Source organism: Pseudomonas cyclaminis (genome assembly GCF_015163715.1).
GTDB lineage: Bacteria > Pseudomonadota > Gammaproteobacteria > Pseudomonadales > Pseudomonadaceae > Aquipseudomonas > Aquipseudomonas cyclaminis.
This window is the reverse complement of the sequence record NZ_JADDUM010000171.1, coordinates 1-21,969: the sequence shown is the minus strand read 5'-3', so window position 1 is coordinate 21,969 and position 21,969 is coordinate 1. Positions and strand designations below refer to the sequence as shown.

20 protein-coding genes, 1 pseudogene and 2 riboswitches are annotated in these 21,969 nt (G+C 62.7%); of the genes and pseudogenes, 16 read left to right on the top strand and 5 right to left on the bottom strand.

Annotated features, from left to right (window positions below):
* The first annotated feature begins 100 nt into the window (after positions 1–100).
* Positions 101–685: a Fe-S biogenesis protein NfuA gene (gene nfuA / locus IQK56_RS20540; protein WP_032887092.1), complete on the top strand. Its 585-nt coding sequence runs from the start codon at positions 101–103 to the stop codon at positions 683–685.
* A gap of 178 nt (positions 686–863) precedes the next feature.
* On the opposite strand, the gene cobM is transcribed toward nfuA, so the two are convergent.
* The 4 genes from cobM to IQK56_RS20520 all read right to left on the bottom strand — a co-directional run bounded on the left by cobM (position 864) and on the right by IQK56_RS20520 (position 2,973).
* Entirely contained in the window at positions 864–1,610 is a 747-nt protein-coding gene (cobM, locus tag IQK56_RS20535) for a precorrin-4 C(11)-methyltransferase (protein ID WP_193863613.1), read from the bottom strand.
* Between the two features lie 70 nt (positions 1,611–1,680).
* Positions 1,681–2,073, bottom strand: coding sequence for a cobalamin biosynthesis protein (locus tag IQK56_RS20530; RefSeq protein WP_150762079.1), 393 nt, complete (start codon positions 2,071–2,073; stop codon positions 1,681–1,683).
* Positions 2,070–2,774 carry a CbtA family protein gene (locus IQK56_RS20525; RefSeq protein ID WP_193863612.1) on the bottom strand — a complete coding sequence of 235 codons (705 nt, stop codon included), beginning with the start codon at positions 2,772–2,774 and terminating at the stop codon, positions 2,070–2,072. The genes IQK56_RS20530 and IQK56_RS20525 overlap by 4 nt, the downstream gene beginning before the upstream one ends.
* Positions 2,775–2,784: 10 nt before the next feature.
* Positions 2,785–2,973 carry a CbtB domain-containing protein gene (locus IQK56_RS20520; protein WP_012723860.1) on the bottom strand — a complete coding sequence of 63 codons (189 nt, stop codon included), beginning with the start codon at positions 2,971–2,973 and terminating at the stop codon, positions 2,785–2,787.
* 97 nt (positions 2,974–3,070) lie between these two features.
* A riboswitch (cobalamin riboswitch) is annotated at positions 3,071–3,276 on the bottom strand.
* A gap of 42 nt (positions 3,277–3,318) precedes the next feature.
* A riboswitch (cobalamin riboswitch) is annotated at positions 3,319–3,519 on the top strand.
* Between the two features lie 93 nt (positions 3,520–3,612).
* Here IQK56_RS20520 and cobW point away from each other — a divergent pair.
* The 4 genes and pseudogenes from cobW to IQK56_RS20500 all read left to right on the top strand — a co-directional run bounded on the left by cobW (position 3,613) and on the right by IQK56_RS20500 (position 10,092).
* Positions 3,613–4,674 carry a cobalamin biosynthesis protein CobW gene (cobW, locus tag IQK56_RS20515; protein ID WP_112194997.1) on the top strand — a complete coding sequence of 354 codons (1,062 nt, stop codon included), beginning with the start codon at positions 3,613–3,615 and terminating at the stop codon, positions 4,672–4,674.
* A gap of 3 nt (positions 4,675–4,677) precedes the next feature.
* Positions 4,678–8,438, top strand: a pseudogene (gene cobN / locus IQK56_RS20510) (cobaltochelatase subunit CobN).
* Positions 8,438–9,436: a magnesium chelatase ATPase subunit I gene (locus IQK56_RS20505; protein ID WP_150762075.1), complete on the top strand. Its 999-nt coding sequence runs from the start codon at positions 8,438–8,440 to the stop codon at positions 9,434–9,436. Before cobN ends, IQK56_RS20505 begins: the two are co-directional and overlap by 1 nt.
* Positions 9,437–9,489: 53 nt before the next feature.
* Positions 9,490–10,092: a vWA domain-containing protein gene (locus tag IQK56_RS20500; RefSeq protein ID WP_150675993.1), complete on the top strand. Its 603-nt coding sequence runs from the start codon at positions 9,490–9,492 to the stop codon at positions 10,090–10,092.
* A gap of 106 nt (positions 10,093–10,198) precedes the next feature.
* Here the strand turns inward: IQK56_RS20500 and IQK56_RS20495 are convergent, their stop codons facing one another.
* A complete protein-coding gene (locus tag IQK56_RS20495) occupies positions 10,199–11,149 on the bottom strand; it encodes a DUF1853 family protein (RefSeq protein WP_150762074.1) in 951 nt (316 codons plus the stop codon).
* Positions 11,150–11,295: 146 nt separating this feature from the next.
* Here IQK56_RS20495 and IQK56_RS20490 point away from each other — a divergent pair, with 146 nt between their 5' ends.
* The 11 genes from IQK56_RS20490 to IQK56_RS20440 form a co-directional block, all read left to right on the top strand.
* Entirely contained in the window at positions 11,296–12,186 is an 891-nt protein-coding gene (locus IQK56_RS20490) for an NAD(+) kinase (RefSeq protein ID WP_032887076.1), read from the top strand.
* The gene (locus tag IQK56_RS20485) at positions 12,183–13,157 is read left to right on the top strand and encodes a metallophosphoesterase (RefSeq protein WP_183140578.1); all 975 of its coding nucleotides are present in this window, start codon (positions 12,183–12,185) and stop codon (positions 13,155–13,157) included. Before IQK56_RS20490 ends, IQK56_RS20485 begins: the two co-directional genes overlap by 4 nt.
* Positions 13,158–13,195: 38 nt before the next feature.
* Positions 13,196–14,545, top strand: coding sequence for an ATP-binding protein (locus IQK56_RS20480; RefSeq protein ID WP_150762073.1), 1,350 nt, complete (start codon positions 13,196–13,198; stop codon positions 14,543–14,545).
* On the top strand, positions 14,545–15,030 hold the full coding sequence (locus IQK56_RS20475; protein ID WP_150762072.1) for a hypothetical protein: 486 nt from the start codon (positions 14,545–14,547) through the stop codon (positions 15,028–15,030). The genes IQK56_RS20480 and IQK56_RS20475 overlap by 1 nt, the downstream gene beginning before the upstream one ends.
* Complete coding sequence (locus IQK56_RS20470) at positions 15,030–15,953, top strand: tetratricopeptide repeat protein (protein WP_193863610.1); 924 nt, start codon at positions 15,030–15,032, stop codon at positions 15,951–15,953. Before IQK56_RS20475 ends, IQK56_RS20470 begins: the two co-directional genes overlap by 1 nt.
* A gap of 62 nt (positions 15,954–16,015) precedes the next feature.
* Entirely contained in the window at positions 16,016–16,276 is a 261-nt protein-coding gene (locus tag IQK56_RS20465) for a YeaC family protein (protein ID WP_122310242.1), read from the top strand.
* Complete coding sequence (locus IQK56_RS20460; protein ID WP_193863609.1) at positions 16,273–17,103, top strand: DUF2797 domain-containing protein; 831 nt, start codon at positions 16,273–16,275, stop codon at positions 17,101–17,103. Before IQK56_RS20465 ends, IQK56_RS20460 begins: the two co-directional genes overlap by 4 nt.
* Before the next feature lie 13 nt (positions 17,104–17,116).
* On the top strand, positions 17,117–19,774 hold the full coding sequence (pepN, locus tag IQK56_RS20455) for an aminopeptidase N (protein WP_193863608.1): 2,658 nt from the start codon (positions 17,117–17,119) through the stop codon (positions 19,772–19,774).
* Positions 19,775–19,934: 160 nt separating this feature from the next.
* Positions 19,935–20,480: a hypothetical protein gene (locus IQK56_RS20450; protein ID WP_193901805.1), complete on the top strand. Its 546-nt coding sequence runs from the start codon at positions 19,935–19,937 to the stop codon at positions 20,478–20,480.
* Positions 20,477–21,382, top strand: a complete 906-nt coding sequence (locus IQK56_RS20445; RefSeq protein ID WP_193901804.1) for a M10 family metallopeptidase C-terminal domain-containing protein — start codon at positions 20,477–20,479, stop codon at positions 21,380–21,382. The genes IQK56_RS20450 and IQK56_RS20445 overlap by 4 nt, the downstream gene beginning before the upstream one ends.
* A 101-nt stretch (positions 21,383–21,483) precedes the next feature.
* Positions 21,484–21,969, top strand: a 486-nt coding sequence (locus IQK56_RS20440) for an HTH domain-containing protein (RefSeq protein WP_193901803.1), incomplete at its 3' end; no start/stop codon positions are given.

Sequence of the window (21,969 nt, the reverse complement as noted above, 5' to 3'; positions counted from 1 at the left end):
CCCCACCTCCCCGCCAAAACCTAACCCGACAAAAACACTAGGACTTTGTACCTCCGTAATAATTTGGCGTAAACTCCGGGCAAGCCTGTGAGGAGTTTCCATGACTGCCATAACCATTACCGACGCCGCCCACGATTACCTGGCTGACCTGCTGTCCAAGCAGAACACCCCAGGTATCGGCATCCGCGTCTTTATCACCCAGCCCGGCACCCAGTACGCCGAGACCTGCATTGCCTACTGCAAGCCCGGTGAAGAGAAACCTGAAGACACCGCCCTGGGGCTCAAAAGCTTCACCGCGTACATCGATCACTTCAGCGAAGCTTTCCTGGACGATGCCGTAGTCGACTACGCCACCGACCGTATGGGCGGCCAGCTGACCATCAAGGCGCCCAACGCCAAGGTGCCGAGCGTCAACGCCGACAGCCCGGTCAACGAGCGTATCAACTACTACCTGCAAACCGAGATCAACCCTGGGCTCGCCAGCCACGGCGGTCAGGTCAGCCTGATCGACGTTGTTGATGACGGTATCGCGGTCCTGAAGTTCGGCGGCGGTTGCCAAGGCTGCGGCCAGGCGGACGTGACCTTGCGTGAAGGCATCGAGCGCACTCTGCTGGAGCGCGTCCCGGAGCTCAAGGGCGTACGTGACGTGACCGACCACACGCAGAAAGAAAACGCCTACTACTGAGTAAGGCGTTCACTGCGAACAAAAAAACGGCGCCCCGTGAGCGCCGTTTTTTTTTGCTTAAAATTCATTGTCTTACACGAGATGCCTAACAAATCAGATCAACTGCGGTAGGGCGCTTGTTAAATTCGCATTTATTCATATAAATCAAAATGATAGGAGTTCTTTGTGAAGTAAAAAATCAAGGTCGATAAAGGTGCGCATGCGCCGCCCGATACAGCGACGACTCACTGAAACTGTCGCTCGCCAACACCCGTCCCACCACAATCAGCGCCGTACGCCGAAAACACTTGGCATCTACCTTTGCAGCAATATCACTGAGTGTGCCCACCACCCAATCCTGATCCGGCCACGTGGCCCGGTGCACCACGGCAATCGGGCAATCCGCGCCATAGTGCGGCAGCAGTTCGGCGACGATTTTCTCCAGATGGTTGACCCCCAGATGAATCGCCATGGTTGTCCCATGCCGCGCCAGGCTGTCGAAATCCTCGCCGGCCGGCATGCTGGTTTTATCGGCATAGCGGGTCAGGATCACGCTTTGGGCGATGTCCGGCAGGGTCAGTTCGGCCTCCAGCAGCGCGGCGCAGGCCGCTACGGCGGTGACGCCAGGGATGATCTGGAACGGGATGCCCAGTTCACGCAAATGGCGGATTTGCTCGCCGATTGCCCCGTAGAGGCTCGGATCGCCGGAGTGCACGCGTGCTACGTCCTGGCCTTTGGCGTGGGCGGTCTTGATCAGGTCGATGATCTGCTCCAGGTGCAGTTCGGCGCTGTTCACCACGTGTTCTGCCTGATGCCCCTCCAGGACCGCAGCGGGCACCAGCGAACCGGCGTAAATGATCACCGGGCAACTACGGATCAGCCGCTGGCCTTTGACGGTGATCAATTCCGGGTCGCCGGGGCCGGCGCCGATGAAGTAGACGGTCATGGAGAGTTCCTGTCAAAAAACGGGCGAGCATGAAGATTGCTCATGATCGGGGAGGGCGATTATCGGGGTTTTAACCGGCGCAGGCCAACGCAAAGGTGGCTTGGGCGGTTTTTTGGCGGGTGATGAGCAGCCGGGCAGGCTCGCCGCAGAGCTGTTCCGCAAGGGCCAGGGCGGCGCTTTCGGCGATGCCGTAACAGCCCGTATGGGCGAACGCGACGGCGGATTTGTGGCTTAGTCGGTCTGCATAAGCGGCCAGTTGCTCGGCGCTGAAGCATTGCAACGGCAGATTCAACTGCTGCGCCAGCGCCAGCAAGCCTGGCTCGTCCTGTTTGCGGTCGATGCTGGCCAGCGCGGTGATGCTGTGGCGATCAATCCCGCCCTCGGCGAGGGCGGTATCCAACAGCGCAAGCAGGGCGTGAGCCGTACAACCCCGCTGGCAACCCAGGCCGACCACGTAGGTCATGCCGAGTATTGATCGTCGCGGTTGCGGCGAAACAGCCAGGCGCTGATCAAGCCCAGGGCCAGCCAGAACGCCACGTTGGTCAGTTGCGAGGCGATTTTGAACTGCGCTTCCAGGGCTTGCGGCGCGAGCATCGCATGCACTTCCGGTTGCGGCGCGCCGATCACGTGGGGTACCGCAAGGATGGCAGCGCCGAGCACTTTAAGCAGCCAGTTGCGGCCGAACACGATCAGCGCAATCCCGGCAGCGGTGGAGGCCGCCGTGCCGATCCACCACGTCTGGCGCAGCGCCAGATCAGCGGCTGCCGTACCCGGCAACTCGGGCGGCAGGCCCATCGTCGGCGCCAGCACGAAGGTCGCGTAACCGGCCAAGCCCCACAGCAGGCCCTGTACCGTGCGGGTGGGCGCACGCAAGGTGTAGAGGCCGGCCAGCATCAGTGCGAAACCGACCGCTACCACCAGGTTGCCACCCGTAGTGGACAGCACGCGCTGCCAGCCGTTTTCCGGCTCCCAGGCTTCGGCATCGTGGGTATGGGCCGCCGCGCCAGCGGCGTGTTCATGCACCACTTCGGTGGCCGCAGGGGCTTTTTCAAAGGTTTCCGCCTGCAATATCAGCGGGGCGACCCAAAAGCTTTGCAGCAAGGTCAGCAGCAGGGCGGCCAGCAAGCCGGTGAAACCTGCGGTTTGCGCAATACGCTTGATCATGTCGCAGGTCTCAGTGGCACGGGAACGCAGCGCTGTGGCGAGTATCGTGGGCGGCGTTGTGCACCGCCTCGATATGCGAGAAACCGGCGAAATACACCAGGCACGCGCCGAGGATCGACGCACCGATGGCGGCGGTCAGGCGTTGGCTCAGGGTAGAAGTGCTGCTGGCGGAGTGCGAAGTGCTGCTGATGATCGACATGGCGCGTCCCTTTCAGGTGTCTGGGTGAAACGAGCGCATGAAAACCCCGCGAGCCAGGCACGCAGGGTTCCGAACAGCGCCCGCCCACCGCGGGTTTGTTATCTGATTTTTTCGGGCCGGTCTCCGGGCTTGCGAGGGACACTGGGTCTATAAAGCATCGCCTTCCCATGCCGTACTGGCACAGTGGATCTGACGCTTCGCTCGCTTACCGTTGCGGGGGCAGCACCGGACTGGTCATGGCGTGCATGATTTACCGGTTTCCCGTTTCACCCCGTGAGGGGCACCCGAAACAAGATGTGTAGGAGAGCATGGGCGGGGGACGGTAGTCAAATGCGGCAAGCCCCTGTAGCCTTGCACCTTCGAGGTTCTTCGGCCCAGGCCGAAGCTAAGAAGGGAACGCGGTTCAAGCCGCGGCTGCCCCCGCAACTGTGAAGGGTTCATCCGACTGCCACGCCACTGCCATCACCGGCGGGAAGGCGCAGCCGGCGCCGGTCTCGCGACCCGCAAGCCCCAAGCCAGGAGACCTGCCTCGCAACCGATTTTCCAATTCAACCGGGCGGGGTGATCCGGTGACGAAATCCGCTTCTGCGCCGCGCCGCAGGGCCTATCGTCCCGTATGCCCGCCCCCAAGGGCATCCGATGAAAACACTGGCCAAACTTCCCGTCACCATCGTTACCGGCTTCCTCGGCTCGGGCAAAACCACCTTGCTGCGCCATATGCTCGACAACGCCCAGGGCCGTCGCATCGCCGTGATCGTCAATGAATTCGGCGAGCTGGGCATTGATGGCGAAATCCTCAAGCAGTGCTCCATCGGTTGCACCGAAGAAGAAGCCAACGGCCGTGTGTACGAACTGGCCAACGGCTGCCTGTGCTGCACCGTGCAGGAAGAATTCTTCCCGGTGATGCGCGAACTGGTCGCCCGTCGCGGCGACCTTGACCATATCCTTATCGAAACCTCGGGCCTGGCCCTGCCAAAACCGTTGGTGCAAGCCTTCCAGTGGCCGGAAATCCGCAGCGCTTGCACGGTTGACGCGGTGATCACCGTGGTCGACAGCCCGGCCGTGGCCGCTGGCACCTTCGCCGCGTTCCCCGATCAAGTGGACGCCCAGCGCAAGCTCGACCCGAACCTGGACCACGAGTCGCCGCTGCACGAGCTGTTCGCCGACCAACTGGCCAGCGCCGACCTGGTGATCCTCAATAAGTCCGACCTGATCAGCCCGCAAGACCTGGCCCGTGTACGCCTGGAAGTCGCCGAAGAGCTGCCGCCAGCCGTCAAAATCATCGAAGCCAGCAGCGGTCGCGTACCCCTGGACGTGCTGATTGGCCTGGGCGCCGGCTCCGAGGAGCACATCGACGGTCGCCACAGCCATCACGACCATCACCACGAAGGTGAAGACGATCATGATCATGACGCGTTTGATTCGATCTCCATCGACCTGCCCCAAGCCGACGAAGCGCTGCTGCTCGACGCCCTGACCCAACTGGTGGTGCAACACGGCATCCTGCGCGTCAAAGGCTTCGCCGCGATCCCCAACAAACCGATGCGCCTGTTGATCCAGGGCGTGGGCACGCGTTTCGACAAGCACTTCGACCGCGCCTGGACGGCCGATGAAGCCCGCATCACGCGCCTGGTATTGATCGGCCAGGACCTGGATGCGGCCGGCCTCGAAGCGCAATTGCGCGCCGCGCTCAGCGTTTAACCCATGCACCTGCTCAGGACTCAGCCCGGTGGTTTCGTCGCGGACGACAATATTGCCGACCTTGGCCAAACGCCCGCCGAGCTGGTGATTCTGTGCAGCGGTGATTCCAGCCTGGCATTGTTGGCCGAAGCGGCCCAGCAGTTGCCGGATGACTATCCGAGCCTGCGCCTGGCCAACCCGATGCAGGTGCAGAACCATGCCTCGGTCGACCTGTATGTCGATGAGGTGCTGCGCCACGCCAGGGTCATCCTGATTTCCCTGCACGGGGGCATCGGTTATTGGCGCTACGGCATCGAACGCTTGGTGGAGTTGGCCGAGCGCGGCGTGCAGCTGATCCTGGTGCCGGGAGATGATCGCCCGGATCCGGAGCTCAGCGGCCTCAGTACCGTCGGCGTCGAGGTACGGGATCGCCTGTGGCAGTTTCTGCGTCAGGGCGGGCTGGGCAATGCGCTGGATTTCTATCGCTGCCTGGCCAGTGGCTATCTGGACCGCGATTACCCGTGGGCCGAACCGCAAACCCTGGCGCGCACGGCGATCTACCACCCCCATAAAGCCAATGCCCGTCTCAACGACTGGCAGGCGGATTGGCAAGCTGGCCAACCTGTGGCGGCCGTGCTGTTCTACCGCTCGCACTTGCAGGCGGCCAATACCGGTTTTATCGATGTGTTTTGCCAGCGCTTGCAGGCGGCGGGCCTCAATCCGTTGCCGATGGCGGTGGCCAGTCTGAAAGAGCCCGGCTGCCTCGCGGCGGTCGAGGACTGGCTGGATGAAGTGCAGGCCTCGGTGATTCTGAATACCACCGGTTTTGCCCAATCCAGCCCTGAAGCCCCGCATTTGCGCCCGTTTCGCCGAAACATTCCGGTGATTCAGGCGATTTGCGCCCAGGACAACCAGCCCGGCTGGGAGGCCAGCGAACAAGGCCTTGGCCCGCGTGATCTGGCGATGCACATTGCCTTGCCGGAGCTGGACGGCCGCATTATCAGCCGACCGATCAGCTTCAAAGACCTGGCCTGGCGCAGCGAACGCAGCCAGTCGGACGTGGTGTGCTACCGCGCCGCGCCCGAGCGTATGGATTTTGTCGCTGAGTTGGCGCGGCGCTGGGTCGAACTGGCGCGAGTGCCGAATGGGGATAAACGCATCGCGTTGATCCTGGCCAACTACCCGACCCGCGACGGCCGTATCGGCAATGGCGTCGGCCTGGATACGCCTGCGGCGGCGCTGAATATCCTGCGTGCATTGCAGGCTGAAGGCTACCCGGTGCCGACGGCCCTGCCGGAAAGCGGCACTGCCTTGATTCACGAGTTGCTGGGCGGCGTCACTAACGACCTGGACAGCCTCGACCTGCGCCCGTGCCATCAGAGCCTCGGCCTGGATGACTACGAGGCGATGTTCAAGCGCCTGCCTGAAGCCAATCAACAGGCCGTGCTGGAGCGCTGGGGCACACCCCATAACGATCCGATGTTCCGTGATGGTCGCCTGATGGTCGCCGGTCTACGCCTGGGCCTGACTTTCGTCGGCATCCAGCCGGCACGGGGTTATCAGGTGGACGCGAGTGCGGTGTACCACGACCCGGACCTGGTGCCGCCCCACGGCTACCTGGCGTTCTATTTCTGGTTGCGCCACACCTATGGCGCCCATGGCGTGATCCATGTGGGCAAGCACGGCAACCTGGAATGGCTGCCGGGCAAGGGCGTGGGCCTGTCGGAAAATTGCTGGCCTGATGCGTTGCTGGGGCCGCTGCCGAATATCTACCCGTTTATCGTCAACGACCCAGGTGAAGGCGCACAAGCCAAGCGCCGTACCCAGGCGGTGATCATCGACCACCTGATGCCGCCGCTGACCCGCGCCGAAACCTACGGCCCCCTGCGTAACCTGGAGCTGTTGGCGGACGAATACTACGAAGCCCAACTGCTCGACCCACGCCGCGCCCGTGAGCTGCAAAAAGACATTCTCAAGCTGGTGCGTGAAACCCGCATCGACCAGGAACTTGAACTGGATGGCGACGCCGACGCGGCGGTCTGGTTGCCGCGCCTGGACACCTACCTGTGTGACTTGAAGGAATCGCAGATTCGCGACGGCCTGCATATCTTCGGCGAGTCGCCCCAAGGTCGCTTGCGCATCGACACCTTGCTGGCATTGCTGCGCATCCCCCGTGGTGATGGCCGTGGCCCGCAATCGAGCCTGTTGCGCGTGCTGGCCAAGGCGTTTGAACTGGGTTTCGACCCATTGGACTGCGCCCTGGCCGAACCGTGGACTGGACGCCGCCCGGCGGTGTTGCAGAGCATCGACGCGCAGCTATGGCGCACCGCCGGTGACACCCGCGAGCGCCTGGAGCTCTATGCGGCGCGACTGATCGATCAGGCGTTGGAAGGCCCGCTTGAGCAGTTGGAAGAACCCGGTTGGGAAGACGTAAAAGCGGTTATCGAAAGCCTGCGTATTGTCGTAGCGCCACGCCTGGATGCCTGCGGCCCGGCGGAAATGCGCGGTTTGCTGGATGCCCTCGGCGGCCGCTTCGTGCCGGCAGGGCCGAGTGGCGCGCCGAGTCGGGGTCGCCTGGATGTACTGCCCACCGGGCGCAACTTCTTCACCGTCGATGTGCGCAACTTGCCCACCACCACAGCGTGGCGCATCGGCTTCCAGTCGGCCAGCCTGATACTGGAACGGCATCTGCAGGACCATGGCGATCATTTGCGCCAGTTGGGCCTGTCGGTATGGGGCACCGCGACCATGCGCACCGGCGGTGATGACATCGCCCAGGCCATGGCGCTGATGGGCGTGCGCCCGGTGTGGGCCACGGGCAGCCAGCGGGTGGACGACTTTGAGATCCTGCCGGTCAGCCTGCTGGACCGCCCGCGTGTGGATGTGACGCTGCGGGTGTCCGGGTTCTTTCGCGATGCGTTCGCCAACCTGATCCGCCTGTTCGATGCGGCGGTTCAAGCGGTCGCGGCCCTCGACGAGCCCGACGACATGAACCCGCTGGCGGCCAAGGTGCGCAGTGAGCGCGCCGCGTTGCTGGCGTCTGGCCTGGACGAAGAAACCGCCGCCAAGCAAGCCGGCTGGCGCATTTTCGGTGCCAAGCCCGGTGCGTATGGCGCGGGGTGCAGGGCGCGATTGATGGTCGCCTGTGGCAAAGCCGCGAGGACCTTGCCGAGGTCTACCTGAACTGGGGCGGCTACGCCTATGGCGGCGCCGACGAAGGCACCGCCGCCCGCGAGCAGTTCGCCCAGCGCCTGAGCCAGGTGCAGGCCGTGCTGCAAAACCAGGACAACCGCGAGCACGACTTGCTCGACTCCAACGATTACTACCAATTCCAGGGCGGCATGCTCGCCGCCGTGGAAACCCTGAGCGGCGACAAGGCTGCCAGCTATCACGGCGATCACAGCCAACCGGACTTGCCGAAGATCCGCACCTTGAAGGAAGAGCTGAACCGGGTAATCCGTTCTCGCGCCGCCAACCCCAAGTGGATCGACGGCGTGAAGCGTCACGGCTATAAAGGTGCGTTTGAAATGGCCGCGACGGTGGACAATCTGTTCGCTTTCGACGCCACCACGTCGCTGATCGACGACCATCAATACGCCTTGCTCGCCGACGCCTACCTGCTCGACCCCGACACTCGGGACTTTGTGCAACAGCACAACCCCGCAGCGCTGCGTGACATGACCGAGCGCATGCTGGAGGCCCAGCAGCGTGGCCTGTGGCAAGAACCGGGGGCGTACCGCGAGGCGTTGGAAAACCTGTTGCTGGATATAGAAGAAGACAGCTGATGACTGATATTCCCCATTTCCCGCTGTCCGCCGTGGTCGGCGCCGACGCCTTGAAACTGGCGCTGTGCCTGACTGCCATCGACCCGAAGATCGGTGGCGTGCTGATCGAAGGCCCGCGTGGCATGGCCAAGTCCACCTTGGCCCGTGGCCTGGCGGACCTGCTCGCCAGCGGCCAGTTTGTGACGTTGCCCCTGGGTGCGACCGAGGAGCGCCTGGTTGGCACCCTGGACCTGGACGCTGCGCTGGGCGAGGGCCGTGCACAGTTTTCCGCCGGCGTATTGGCCAAGGCCGACGGCGGCGTGCTGTATGTCGATGAAGTCAACTTGCTGGCCGACCACTTGGTCGACCTGCTGTTGGACGTGGCCGCCAGCGGCACCAATTTGATCGAGCGTGACGGCATCTCCCACCGCCATTCGGCGCGCTTTGTGCTGATCGGCACGATGAACCCGGAGGAGGGTGAGCTGCGCCCGCAGTTGCTCGACCGTTTCGGTTTTAACGTGGCCTTGAGCGGGCAGACATTACCGGCCGAACGTGGCCAGATCATCCGCCGTCGCCTGGATTTCGACAGCGATCCTGTTGCGTTCTGCGCCCAGTGGGCCGAACCCCAGGCGGCCTTGCGCGAGCGCTGCACCCAGGCGCGAGCGCGGCTCGACAGCATTGCGCTGGATGATCAGGCCCTGGCGCAGATCACCGAGCGTTGTTTCGCCGCTGGCGTGGATGGCTTGCGCGCCGACCTGGTCTGGCTGCGCGGTGCCCGGGCGCATGCGGCGTGGCGCGGTGCCGGGGCGATTGCCGAAGAAGATATCGAAGCGGTGGCCGAATTTGCCTTGCGTCATCGTCGCCAGGAACAGTCGCCGCCGGCCAGTCCGCCGCCTGAAGGCCAGTCGCCGAGGTCCAGCGAGACCTCCGCCGGTCAAGGCCAATGGGGCAATATGCCCGCGCCGCCGCTGCCCACCGGTGCACGTCGCGAAGTGCCCACCTGGCCAAAAAAGCCTTAGGCATTCGTCCCCGACCTGACGCGGGGGCGGATGCCCGGCCCAAGGCGGGGCGACTGGACAGGGGCAGGCAGGGCAAGGCGCGCAGCGCGCAACAGGGCGCGATCAACTGGCCGGGCACCTTGCTCGGTGGTCGGCCGCAGTCCCGTGAGGATCTGCTGTTTCACCTGCGCAGCCGTTCGGCCCAGGAGCTGTGGCTGGTGATCGTCGACGCATCGGCCTCCACTCGGCGCCATCACGCGTTGAGCGATGCCAAGGGCTTGCTGGCCCAACTGTTTGATGACGCGTACCGGCAACGGGCACGCATGGCCTTGCTGACCGCCAGTGGGCAGTCGCCCCAGTGGCAGGTGCAGGGCTTGAAGGCGGCGAAGAGTATGGCTGGTTGGCTGGAGCAACTCGGCGCGGGTGGCGGCACGCCGTTGCTGGCGGCACTGACCGAGGCCGGGCACTGGTTGCAGGCGCGGCGCAGGCGTTATCCGGCGGAACAGCAGAAATTGCTGGTGATTACCGATGGCCGTCTCAAGGACATCGCCGAGCTGCCGTTGTTGGAATGTTCAGGGTGGCTGGTGGATATCGAGCGTGGGCCGATCAGGCTGGGCCGGGCTCAAGCGCTGGCGGCTGGATTGCAGTTGGATTATCGGCATATCGATAGGGTGTAGTACCGGTGGCGCCGCCATCGGGGGCAAGCCCCTCCCACACTGACCGCATTGCAATCAGTGTGGGAGGGGGCTTGCCCCCGATGAGGCCATCACCGACACCTCAGATCTATCCGCCGGCCCCCGGCACATTTGGCCAAAGATCCGCCACCAGGAACAACCGTTCCGCTTCCTCCCAGTCCTCACCGTTCTGCACCATCCGCACCAACAACTGCGCGGGCGCCATCGGATCAAGCGCCGTCAGCCAATGCTGCATCCGCTCTTCACCCCACACCTCATCCGCCAAGTAGTGCGCCGGCGCCAGCCACGCATGCCGGGGCAGGGGTTGCCAGCGGCCGGGTGCACTGGCGCTGGCAAAGGCCGGCCAATCCCGCTGATGCAACCAGCGTCCACGCAAATGCTGCGGATGGGCGCCGTCCGGTGATTTGGCCAGGCCCGGCCAGGGATAGAGCAAATACCCGCCAAGCCACAAATGCGCGTCGAACTGCTGGATATCCAGCGCCGCCAACACTTCACGGCTTTCCGGCCGCGCCGAAATCGGCAGCTGATGCTGGGCCAGGTGCGCCAACTTGCGGTCCAGCCGGTCATGGCAACCCGGCCCCAGCCACTGTGCGGTGTCCTGGCCATTGCCGTCCTGCGGCCCCAGATACAGCTTGATCGCCAGTTCCAGGTGATGCACGCCGTCGCGGTCGCGCAGCAGCATGTCCAGCTCACCCAGGGTATGCCCGGCGCGGCGGATCGGCAGGTTGGCGGCCAGCAGTTCCACGCCCGGCGCGTGCTGCACAGCAAATTGCCACAGTCGCTCGTAGTACAGGCCCAGGCGGCGAGTGCGGGCCAGGCTCAGCCAATGCTGCAAGGCCCGGCTGTCCTGGTCCAGTTGCCTCAACCAGTGTTCCAGGCGGTCGGGCGCGTGCACCCAGTCGCTGCCGGCCAACGGATGGCGCTGCGGCCAGGGCGTCTGCGCGAGCATTGGCGGGGCGAGCACCACCCACGCCAGGTCGCGCACCTCGGGGTGACGCAATTGGCGGGGCAAGGTGTGCAGGTCGGGGAATACAGTCATGGTCCGAGCATAGCCTTTTCAGCCGGGTGCGGGCGTGTGAGAACCATTGTCATCAAGGCGTAGCGGTGACAAAGGATTTTGTCTGGCGCGGCCTTTCGCCCATAATCGTTTCTTTTTTGCCACACCCCACATCCCGCAGGAGCCCCATGGAGCACTTTCGCAATATCGGCATTATCGGTCGCCTGGGCAGTACCCAGGTGTTGGACACCGTCCGCCGGCTGAAAAAATTCCTGCTGGATCGCCACCTGCACGTGATCCTCGAAGACACCATCGCCGAGATCCTCCCCGGCCACGGCCTGCAAACCTCGTCGCGCAAGATGCTCGGCGAAGTGTGCGACATGGTCATCGTGGTCGGCGGCGACGGCAGCCTGCTCGGCGCCGCCCGTGCACTGGCGCGGCACAACGTGCCGGTGCTGGGGATCAACCGGGGCAGCCTGGGGTTTCTCACCGATATCCGCCCGGATGAGCTGGAAGTCGAAGTGGCCAAGGTGCTGGACGGCCATTACCTGGTGGAAAACCGCTTCCTGCTGCAAGCCGAAGTGCGTCGCCACGGCGAGGCCATCGGCCAGGGCGATGCCCTCAACGATGTGGTGCTGCACCCTGGCAAGTCTACGCGGATGATCGAGTTCGAGCTGTACATCGACGGCCAGTTCGTGTGCAGCCAGAAGGCCGACGGCCTGATCGTCGCCACGCCCACCGGCTCCACCGCCTATGCGCTGTCGGCCGGCGGGCCGATCATGCATCCCAAGCTGGATGCCATTGTGATCGTGCCGATGTATCCCCATATGTTGTCGAGCCGGCCGATTGTGGTCGATGGCAACAGTGAGCTGAAAATCGTGGTGTCCAAAGACATGCAGATCTACCCGCAGGTTTCCTGTGACGGGCAGAACCACTTCACCTGCGCCCCCGGTGACACCATCACCGTGAGCAAAAAAGCGCAGAAGCTGCGGTTGATCCACCCGCTGGACCACAACTATTACGAAGTGTGCCGCACCAAGCTGGGCTGGGGCAGCCGCTTGGGGGGTGGAGGCGACTGATGCTCGATCCCGCGCGTAGCTACGACCTGATTGGTGACGTGCACGGTTGCGCTCATACCCTTGAGCACTTGCTCGACCAGATGGGTTACCACAAGCAGGGCGGCACCTGGCGTCATCCGTCGCGCATGGCAGTGTTCCTCGGCGATATCATCGACCGTGGCCCGCGCATCCGCGAGGCGCTGCATATCGTCCACGACATGGCCGAGGCGGGCCAGGCGCTGTGCATCATGGGCAACCACGAGTTCAATGCCCTGGGCTGGACCACACCCGCTCCGCCGGGCAGTGGCAGGCAGTTCGTGCGTGAGCACAACCCACGGCATGCGCGGTTGATCCACGAGACCCTGACCCAGTTCGAACACCACCCGGCCGACTGGCACGACTTCCTTGGCTGGTTCTACGACATGCCGCTGTTCGTCGACGCCGGGCGTTTCCGCGTGGTGCACGCGTGCTGGGACGACGGCTTTATCGCGCCGCTGCGTGCGACCTTTCCGGACGGCTGCATCGACCAGCATTTCCTGCAAGCCGCCGCCGTCCCCGGCAGTTTTGCCTGCAACGCCTTCGACCGCCTGCTGCGCGGCACCGACATGCGCCTGCCCGACGGCCTGACGCTGACCGGTGGTGACGGCCTGACGCGCTCGTTCTTCCGCACCAAGTTCTGGGAAGACGACCCGAAGACCTACGGCGACATCGTGTTCCAGCCCGACGCTCTGCCCGAGCCGGTGGCGCGCACGCCGCTGTCCTCCACCGAAAAAAATTCACTGCTGCGCTATGGCGTCGACGAACCGTTGCTGTTCGTCGGCCACTACTGGCGCAGCGGCAAACCGGCACCGATCCGCGACAACCTCGCCTGCCTGGACTACAGCGCGGTGCTGTACGGCAAGCTGGTGGCGTATCGCCTGGACCAGGAAACCCGCCTCGATCCGCGCAAGTTCGTGTGGGTCGATGTCGAGCGGCCGGAGGTGCTGACATGAGCCCCTGCGCGCCGCACATGCACTTTTGAGGAACCTCCATGGATGATTCGACGTTCGACCAACTGGAGGCCGCGCTGTCCGCTGCCCCCGGTAACGTCGCGCTGCTGACCCTGCTGCTCGGCGCCAGCCTTGAGCGTGGCGAGCACGAGCGCGGGCTCAAGTTGTTGCCTGCCAATCTGGAACACTTGCAAGACGCCCCTGCCTTGAAACTGGCGGCGGCCCACTTGTTGCTGGCTGACGGCCAGGCGCAAAGAGCGTTGCCCCTGATTGAAGGTGATGACCCCGCGGCGCGCCTGCTCAAGGCGCGTGTGCTGGCGGCATTGGAGCGCCTCAAGGAAGCCCAGGTGGAATACCGCGCTGCGGTGGACGCCAACCCGGCCCTGGAAGACATGGCGCTGTGGCGCCGCTTGAATGTGTCGGTGGTGGACTTTCCGGGGGCCGAAGGGCGCCCGCGCTTGCGGGTGATCTCCAATGACGACACCGACCAGAGCGAAGTGGTGCGCCTGCTGGTGCCGGAAAATGAAACCCTGACCTTCGACGACATTGGCGGCCTGGATGAGCTGAAAAAGACCATCCACAAGAAGATCATCCTGCCGTACCAGAAGCCGGGGCTGTTCCAGCGCTTTCGCAAGAAAGTCGGCGGCGGCGTGCTGCTGTACGGTCCGCCGGGTTGCGGCAAGACCATGCTGGCCCGCGCCACGGCCGGGGAGTGCAAGGCGACGTTTTTCAACGTGGCGATTTCCGACGTGCTGGACATGTACATCGGCGAGTCCGAGCGCAAGTTGCACGCGCTGTTCGAGCAAGCGCGGGCCCAGGCGCCGGCGGTGATGTTTTTCGACGAGGTGGAAGCCCTGGGCGGTAAACGCTCCAACACCCGCGAGTCCACGTCGTCCAAGCTGGTCAGTCAGTTCCTTTCCGAGATGGACGGCTTCACCAACGACAACCACGGCGTGCTGATCCTGGCCGCGACCAACGTGCCGTGGTCGGTTGACTCCGCGTTCCGTCGTCCAGGTCGGTTTGACCGCGTGCTGTTTGTGCCGCCACCGGATCGCCCGGCGCGGGAAAGCATGCTCAAGTCGATGATGAAAGGCCGACCGATGGCCGACGATATCGACTTCGCCTTCCTCGCCAAGAACACCTCGGGCTTCTCCGGCGCCGACCTCAGTGAACTGGTGGAAACCGCCGCCGATGAGGCGATTGAAGCGTCCATCGAGAGTGGCGCCGAGCAGTCCATCTGCGACCGGCATTTCAAGGCCGCCTTGAAAGAAGTGCGCGCCACCACCCTGGAATGGCTGACCACTGCGCGCAATTACGCGCGCTATGCCAACGAAGGCAACCAGTACGACGAAGTGCTGGCGTTCCTTGACAAACACGGGAAGGGCCGCTGATGGCGCAGTACGGTGGTTATCGCATCGAAGATGAACCGCGTCCGGGAGCCTTGGCCAAGTTTGCGGTTTCGCCCTTCTGGCCGTTGCTGGGCTTGATGCTGGGCGGCGCCTGGCTGGGCTTGCCGTGGTTTGTGTTCAACTCGATTGCGGTCGGCAGCCCGACGCGGGTGCGTGAGTGGATACTTGCCGGCGTGGCGTTGGTGGGCAGCATCGTGATCGGTTTTGCGTTGCTGCAACTGGTGGGCGCCGGTTATATCCAGACTCCAGCCGAGATTCAGTACGCCTTGCTGGCGCTGGTGGTGTGGAAGCTCACCATCGGCTACCTGCTGTACATGCAGCAAAATGCGACCATTGAGATCTACCAATATTACGGCGGCGTGCTGAGCCGCTTTGGTTTTCCGTTGGCGTTGATCGGCGGCTTTGTGCTCAAGGGCATGGTCATTAACTGGGTGCCGAACACCCTGTGGTATCTGGTGGTGAGCTGATGAATACCGACTATCTGCTGCAACTGGCCTACCAACGCCTGCAAGCCGACCACAACGACGGCGCCATCGATGCCCTGCGCCAATTGCTCGCCAGCGATCCGCACTCGGCCGAGGCCCATGCCCTGCTGGCGATCTGCCTGATGAACATGCGCCGGGTGCATGCCGCCAAGCGCGAAGTGCAGTTGGCGCTGGTTTCCGATGCGCAATTGCCGTTGGCCCACTATGCCGCCGCCCAAGTGGCGATTGCCCAGCGCAAATTCAAGCAGGCCCAGGAGCACGTGAACCAGCTCTTGGACATGGAGCCCCTCAACCCGGTCAACTACCGTTGCCTGGCCGACCTGTACCAACTCACCGGTCGCCTGGCGCAGAGCCGCGAGCCATTGGAAAAGGCCCTGGAACTCGGCCCGGACGATCCGGCAAACCTGGTGGCCATGGCGCAGTTCCACCGTGCCAGCGCCCATTGGGACCAGGCCCATCAATTTGCCCGCCAGGCGTTGCAGGCCGACCCTTCAAACGCCGGCGCGGTGGTGGTGCTCGGCCATCTGTTGCTGCGTGAAGGTGACCTCAACGGCGCCCGCGAGCACGCGATCTGGGCCTTGCAGGAAAACCCCAGCAACGTTGCCGCGCTGCATTTGCTCACGGCCGTCAAGGCGCGCAGCAATGTGTTTCTCGGCACGTGGTGGCGCTTCAACAGCTGGATGAACGAGCGCAGCGCCACCGGCGCCATTGTTCTGCTGCTGCTGATGTTTGTGGTCTACCGTGTAGTGGTCATTACCCTCACGGCCCAGGGCTATCCGCAGGCGGCCGAGATGATCAATTGGCTGTGGCTGGCGTTTGCCGCCTATACCTTTGCCGCGCCGCAGATTTTCCGGCGCTTGCTCGACAAGGAGCTTGTCCAGGTCAAGCTCTCCAAGGATTTTTGACGGGCCAGGTCCCATCGCCCATGCACTCGCTGAACCAGCGACCGTTACCAGAGGTTGTCTACATGTCGTCTTTTGTTGAAATGATCGAAAACATCACCCCGGACATCTACGAGAGTCTCAAGCTCGCCGTGGAAATCGGCAAGTGGTCCGATGGCCGCAAGCTCACCGCCGAGCAGCGTGAACTGTCGCTGCAAGCGATGATCGCCTGGGAACTCCAGAACCTGCCGGAAGACCAGCGCACCGGCTACATGGGCCCACAGGAATGTGCGTCGAAATCCGAGCCGGTGGCGAACATCCTGTTCAAGTCGGATGCGATCCATTGATTGAAATTGGTCGCGGTGCAGTCAGCAAAATGTCGGCGCAACTCGGTGAGCCGACCGTTCAATATGCGTTTCGCCTGGGCGAGACCGAGGTGCCGGTCAATCCATTGATCGGTACTCATATTCGCCTGGAGTACCTCGGTGCGATCCATTGCAGCCATTGCGGCCGCAAGACCAAGACCAGCTTCAGCCAGGGGTATTGCTACCCGTGCATGACCAAGCTGGCCCAGTGCGACCTGTGCATCATGAGCCCCGAGCGTTGCCATTACGACGCCGGCACCTGCCGTGATCCAGGCTGGGGCGAGCAGTTTTGCATGACTGATCATGTGGTCTACCTGGCCAACTCGTCGGGCATCAAGGTCGGTATCACCCGCGCTACCCAACTGCCCACGCGCTGGCTGGACCAGGGTGCGAGCCAGGCGTTGCCGATCATGCGTGTGGCCACGCGCCAGCAGTCCGGCTTTGTCGAAGACGTGCTGCGCGGCCAGGTGGCCGACAAGACCAACTGGCGTGCGTTGCTCAAGGGCGACGCGGCGAAGGTGGACCTCAAGCACGTGCGCGATGAGCTGTTCGCCTCCTGCGCCGAAGGCCTGGAAAACTTGCAGGAACGCTTCGGCCTGCAAGCCATCCAACCAGTGACCGACATCGAGCCGATTGAGATTCGCTACCCGGTCGAGCAGTATCCGGCCAAGATCGTCAGCTTCAACCTGGACAAGAACCCGATTGCCGAAGGCACGCTGCTGGGGATCAAGGGCCAATACTTGATCTTCGACACCGGCGTTATCAATATTCGCAAGTACACGGCCTACCAGCTCGCCGTGCATCAGTAGAAGGATGCCACCCATGCGCACCGAACAACCGAAGATGATTTACCTGAAGGACTATCAGGCGCCGGACTACCTGATCGACGAGACGCACCTGACCTTCGAGTTGTTCGAGGACCACAGCCTGGTCCACGCGCAACTGGTGATGCGCCGTAACCCCGAGCGTGGCGCTGGCTTGCCGCCGTTGGTACTCGATGGCCAACAGTTGGAGCTGTTGAGCGTTAACCTGGCCGACCAGGAGTTGACTGGCGCTGACTACCAGTTGACTGACAGCCACCTGACCGTGCACCCCAAGAGCGACACGTTCACCCTCGACACCACGGTCAAGATCCACCCGGAAACCAACACCGCCCTGGAAGGCCTGTACAAATCCAGCGGCATGTTCTGCACCCAGTGCGAGGCCGAGGGTTTCCGCAAGATCACCTATTATCTCGACCGGCCGGACGTGATGAGCACGTTCACCACCACGGTGATCGCCGAGCAGCACAGCTACCCGGTGCTGCTGTCCAACGGCAACCCGATTGCCAGCGGCCCCGGTGAAGACGGCCGCCACTGGGCGACCTGGGAAGACCCGTTCAAGAAGCCCGCCTACCTGTTTGCCCTGGTGGCCGGGGATTTGTGGTGCGTCGAAGACAGCTTCACCACCATGACCCAGCGCGAAGTGGCGCTGCGCATCTACGTCGAGCCAGAAAACATCGACAAGTGCCAGCACGCCATGACCAGCCTGAAAAAATCCATGCGCTGGGACGAAGAAACCTACGGCCGCGAGTACGACCTCGATATCTTCATGATCGTCGCGGTGAACGACTTCAACATGGGCGCCATGGAGAACAAGGGCCTCAATATCTTCAACTCCAGCGCCGTGCTGGCCCGTGCCGAAACCGCCACCGACGCCGCGCACCAGCGTGTCGAGGCCATCGTCGCCCACGAATACTTCCACAACTGGTCGGGCAACCGCGTGACCTGCCGCGACTGGTTCCAACTGTCGCTCAAGGAAGGCTTTACCGTGTTCCGCGATTCGGGCTTCTCGGCCGACATGAACTCGGCCACGGTCAAGCGCATCCAGGACGTGGCGTACCTGCGGACCCACCAGTTCGCCGAAGACGCCGGCCCGATGGCCCACGCGGTGCGCCCGGACAGCTTTATCGAGATCTCCAACTTCTACACCCTGACCGTGTACGAAAAGGGCTCGGAAGTGGTCGGCATGATCCACACCTTGCTCGGTGCCGAAGGCTTCCGTAAAGGCAGCGACCTGTATTTTGAGCGCCACGACGGCCAGGCCGTGACCTGCGACGATTTCATCAAGGCCATGGAAGACGCCAACGGCGCTGACCTGAGCCAGTTCAAACGCTGGTACAGCCAGGCCGGTACACCGCGTCTGGCGGTAAGCGAGTCCTACGACGCTGCGGCCAAGACCTACAGCCTGACCTTCCGCCAGAGCTGCCCGGCCACCCCGGACAAGGTCGAGAAACTGCCGTTCGTGATTCCGGTCGAGCTGGGCTTGCTGGACGGGAAGGGCGCCGGCATCGCCTTGCGCCTCACCGGTGAGGCGGCGGCGGGTGGCACGTCCCGCGTGATTTCGGTGACAGAAGCCGAGCAGACCTTCACCTTTGTCGACATCGCAGAACAGCCGTTGCCGTCGCTGCTGCGCGGCTTCTCGGCGCCGGTGAAACTGAGCTTCCCGTACAACCGCGATCAATTGATGTTCCTGATGCAGCACGACAGCGATGGCTTCAATCGCTGGGATGCCGGCCAGCAACTGTCGGTGCAGGTGTTGCAGGAACTGATTGGCCAGCATCAGGCGGGTCAGGCGTTGAAGATGGATCAGCGCCTGATCGACGCGCTGCGCACGGTACTGAGCGACGAAAGCCTGGACCAGGCCATGGTCGCGGAAATGCTCTCGCTGCCGGGCGAAGCCTACCTGACGGAAATCAGCGAAGTGGCCGATGTGGATGCGATCCACGCCGCACGCGAATTTGCGCGCAAGCAACTGGCCGACCACCTGTTCGAAGGGCTGTGGTTGCGTTATCAGGCCAATCGCGAGCTGTCCAGGCAAACACCTTATGTGGCAGCGGCCGAGCACTTTGCCCGTCGCGCCTTGCAGAACATCGCGTTGTCGTACCTGATGCTCAGCGGCAAGCCTGAGGTGTTGGCGGCCACCCTGGAGCAGTTCGACAGCAGCGACAACATGACCGAGCGCCTGACCGCGCTGGCAGTGCTGGTGAACTCGCCGTTCGAGGCGGAAAAAGCCCAGGCGTTGGCGGTGTTTGCCGAGAACTTCAAGGACAACCCGTTGGTCATGGATCAGTGGTTCAGCGTACAGGCCGGCAGCACCCTGCCGGGCGGGCTGGCGCGGGTGCAGGCGTTGATGGAACATCCAGCGTTTACGCTGAAGAACCCCAACAAGGTGCGTGCCCTGATCGGCGCCTTTGCCGGGCAGAACCTGATCAACTTCCATGCGGCGGATGGCTCCGGCTACCGCTTCCTGGCTGACCTGGTGATCCAGTTGAATGGCTTCAACCCGCAGATCGCGTCGCGCCAATTGGCGCCGTTGACCCGCTGGCGCAAATACGACGGTGCGCGGCAGGCGCTGATGAAGGCCGAGCTGGAGCGCATTCGTGGCTCGGGCGAGCTGTCGAGCGACGTGTTTGAGGTGGTCAGCAAAAGTTTGGCGTGATAGCTCGGTACGAGGCGTGCAGCTGGGGCGGGGCTACGAATCCTCTTACTCAACGGGTTGATAAGTCTCCCTTCCTGCCCGGACGTTGTTGATAGGCTGGCGTTCTCCAAAGCAATCATCTTCTCGGTGAACGCCATACCACCGAGAAGGATGATTCGTGATGATAAATAATCTGCCTCTGAGCCCAGCGCCCAGCAAAAACTTCAAGCGGATGCAGGAATTTCGTGAACGGGATGAGCGCGGCAAAAGCCAACCGGCTAATCAAAAGCCTTCCTATACCGGTGATCAAGCATCCGATCATATAGCGGCCAGCGGGCCGGATCCCTGGACCGACAAGAATGGTAATGGGAAGACGGAGCTTACCTACACGTTTTTCAAGCGCCCTACGATTAACTTTGATGACGCGGGGCTGACAGGGTTTTCAGCATTTAACCGCGAGCAAAAAAATGATGCGCTCAAGGCCATGCAGAACTATGGGGACGTGGCGGGCATCACGTTCACCAAAGACTCCCCCAAGGGGTCTGCCAATGGTGGAGAAGGGCATGTCGGCTTTGGCAATTTTGGGGGCACGGCCAATCCCAAGGCAGGCATGCGCGGCGTAACGCTAGTGAGCGCTGAGCGCGAGGGCTGGGACAGCTTCTACCGCAATAAACCCATGCCAGGCACTGCTACGTTTCCCGCGCGGACGCGCCCGGCAGGTTCTTGAAACTGCATGAACTGGGGCACCAGTTAGGGCAGGGGCATCCGGGGTTCTACAATAACAACCACAGGCTAGGATTTGAGAAGGCCAAAACCTATCAGCAAGACACGAATGCTTACACGGTCATGAGTTATTGGCCCGAAACCCATAGTGGCCATGACTTTACCAAAGATGGTGTTCGACACTACCCCAAAGGATTGATGATGGATGACATCACTTCAATCCAAAAGCGTTACGGTGCCAACCATGAGACACGCTCCGGTGATACGGTCTATGGGTTTAACTCCAATTCCGAGCGGGATCACTACAGCGTCAAATCCAATGATGATCCCTTGGTGGCGTCGATATGGGATGGTGGGGGGCATGATACGTTGGACCTTTCCGGTTATCGCGATGACCAGAAAATCAATCTGAATGCAGGCACGTTTTCCGATGTGGGAGGCATGAAGGGCAACCTCTCCATCGCCCCGAACGTGGTCATCGAAGATGCGCTCGGTGGGTCCGGCGACGACTTGATCCAGGGTAACCAAGCGCCCAACAACCTTGTTGGCGGGGCCGGTGATGATGTGATCGACGGCGGCCCAGGGCAGGACAGGCTCTGGGGCGGGCGGGGCAAGGATACCTTTGTGTTTTCCGACGCCAGCCATTCCACCGCTGCGGCGCCTGACAAAATCATGGACTTTCGCCGGGGGCAAGACACCATTGATGTCTCCAATATTCGTGCGGCGACCGGAAAATCCGGCTTGAGCTATGTCGATGAGTTCAGCGGGCAGGCAGGAGAGGCCAGGCTCCACTACAACCCTAAGAAAAGATTGAGCAGCCTTGAGATCGATCTTGATGGGAAGGGGATGGCCGGCTTCAAGGTCAATGTTTCGGGCAAAGTCTTGAAGCAGGATATCGTCGCCTGATAGTTGAAGGCGGTGCCGTGGCTGGGTGTGCCTGCTGCTGACAATTACTGACAGTAGGCTCTGCTAAGCTGCGGCACTTTTCCTTTTTCGGCGGGATCACTGTGTCGCGTACCACTCGTCTACTGACCTTGTTGCAGGCCCTGCGGGGCAAGAAACGTCCGGTGACCGCTGCTGTGCTGGCGGCGCAGTTGGAAGTGTCCGAGCGCACGCTGTACCGCGATATCGCCGAGTTGACCGCCCTCGGCGCGCCCATTTTCGGTGAGGCCGGTGTCGGGTATGTGCTGCGCAGCGGGCTGTTTCTACCGCCCTTGATGCTCAACGCCGAGGAGACCGAGGCGGTGGTGCTGGGCTTGCGTTATGTGGATCAGCGTGGGGATGAGGTGCTGAGTCGGGCGGCAGCCAATGCGCTGGCCAAGATTGCCGATGTGCTCGACCCCGCCGCCCAGGAAGCCTTGCGCAACCCGACGCTGCTGCCTGGGCCGCCAGGCTTCGGCTACCCGGAAAACCGCGTGCCCCTGAACGTGTTTCGTGAGGCTATCCGCAACCAGGCCAAGCTGCATATCGACTACGCCGATGCCAGCCAGACC

What these genes read in the sequence shown, in the direction of transcription:
- cobW (WP_112194997.1), top strand. Translation starts at nt 3,613, where the DNA reads ATGAAAACACTGGCCAAACTTCCCGTCACCATCGTTACCGGCTTCCTC.
- IQK56_RS20475 (WP_150762072.1), top strand. Translation starts at nt 14,545, where the DNA reads ATGGCGCAGTACGGTGGTTATCGCATCGAAGATGAACCGCGTCCGGGA.
- IQK56_RS20505 (WP_150762075.1), top strand. Translation starts at nt 8,438, where the DNA reads ATGACTGATATTCCCCATTTCCCGCTGTCCGCCGTGGTCGGCGCCGAC.
- IQK56_RS20480 (WP_150762073.1), top strand. Translation starts at nt 13,196, where the DNA reads ATGGATGATTCGACGTTCGACCAACTGGAGGCCGCGCTGTCCGCTGCC.
- IQK56_RS20450 (WP_193901805.1), top strand. Translation starts at nt 19,935, where the DNA reads ATGATAAATAATCTGCCTCTGAGCCCAGCGCCCAGCAAAAACTTCAAG.
- IQK56_RS20530 (WP_150762079.1), bottom strand. Translation starts at nt 2,073, where the DNA reads ATGACCTACGTGGTCGGCCTGGGTTGCCAGCGGGGTTGTACGGCTCAC.
- nfuA (WP_032887092.1), top strand. Translation starts at nt 101, where the DNA reads ATGACTGCCATAACCATTACCGACGCCGCCCACGATTACCTGGCTGAC.
- cobM (WP_193863613.1), bottom strand. Translation starts at nt 1,610, where the DNA reads ATGACCGTCTACTTCATCGGCGCCGGCCCCGGCGACCCGGAATTGATC.
- IQK56_RS20525 (WP_193863612.1), bottom strand. Translation starts at nt 2,774, where the DNA reads ATGATCAAGCGTATTGCGCAAACCGCAGGTTTCACCGGCTTGCTGGCC.
- pepN (WP_193863608.1), top strand. Translation starts at nt 17,117, where the DNA reads ATGCGCACCGAACAACCGAAGATGATTTACCTGAAGGACTATCAGGCG.
- IQK56_RS20470 (WP_193863610.1), top strand. Translation starts at nt 15,030, where the DNA reads ATGAATACCGACTATCTGCTGCAACTGGCCTACCAACGCCTGCAAGCC.
- IQK56_RS20495 (WP_150762074.1), bottom strand. Translation starts at nt 11,149, where the DNA reads ATGACTGTATTCCCCGACCTGCACACCTTGCCCCGCCAATTGCGTCAC.
- IQK56_RS20490 (WP_032887076.1), top strand. Translation starts at nt 11,296, where the DNA reads ATGGAGCACTTTCGCAATATCGGCATTATCGGTCGCCTGGGCAGTACC.
- IQK56_RS20465 (WP_122310242.1), top strand. Translation starts at nt 16,016, where the DNA reads ATGTCGTCTTTTGTTGAAATGATCGAAAACATCACCCCGGACATCTAC.
- IQK56_RS20520 (WP_012723860.1), bottom strand. Translation starts at nt 2,973, where the DNA reads ATGTCGATCATCAGCAGCACTTCGCACTCCGCCAGCAGCACTTCTACC.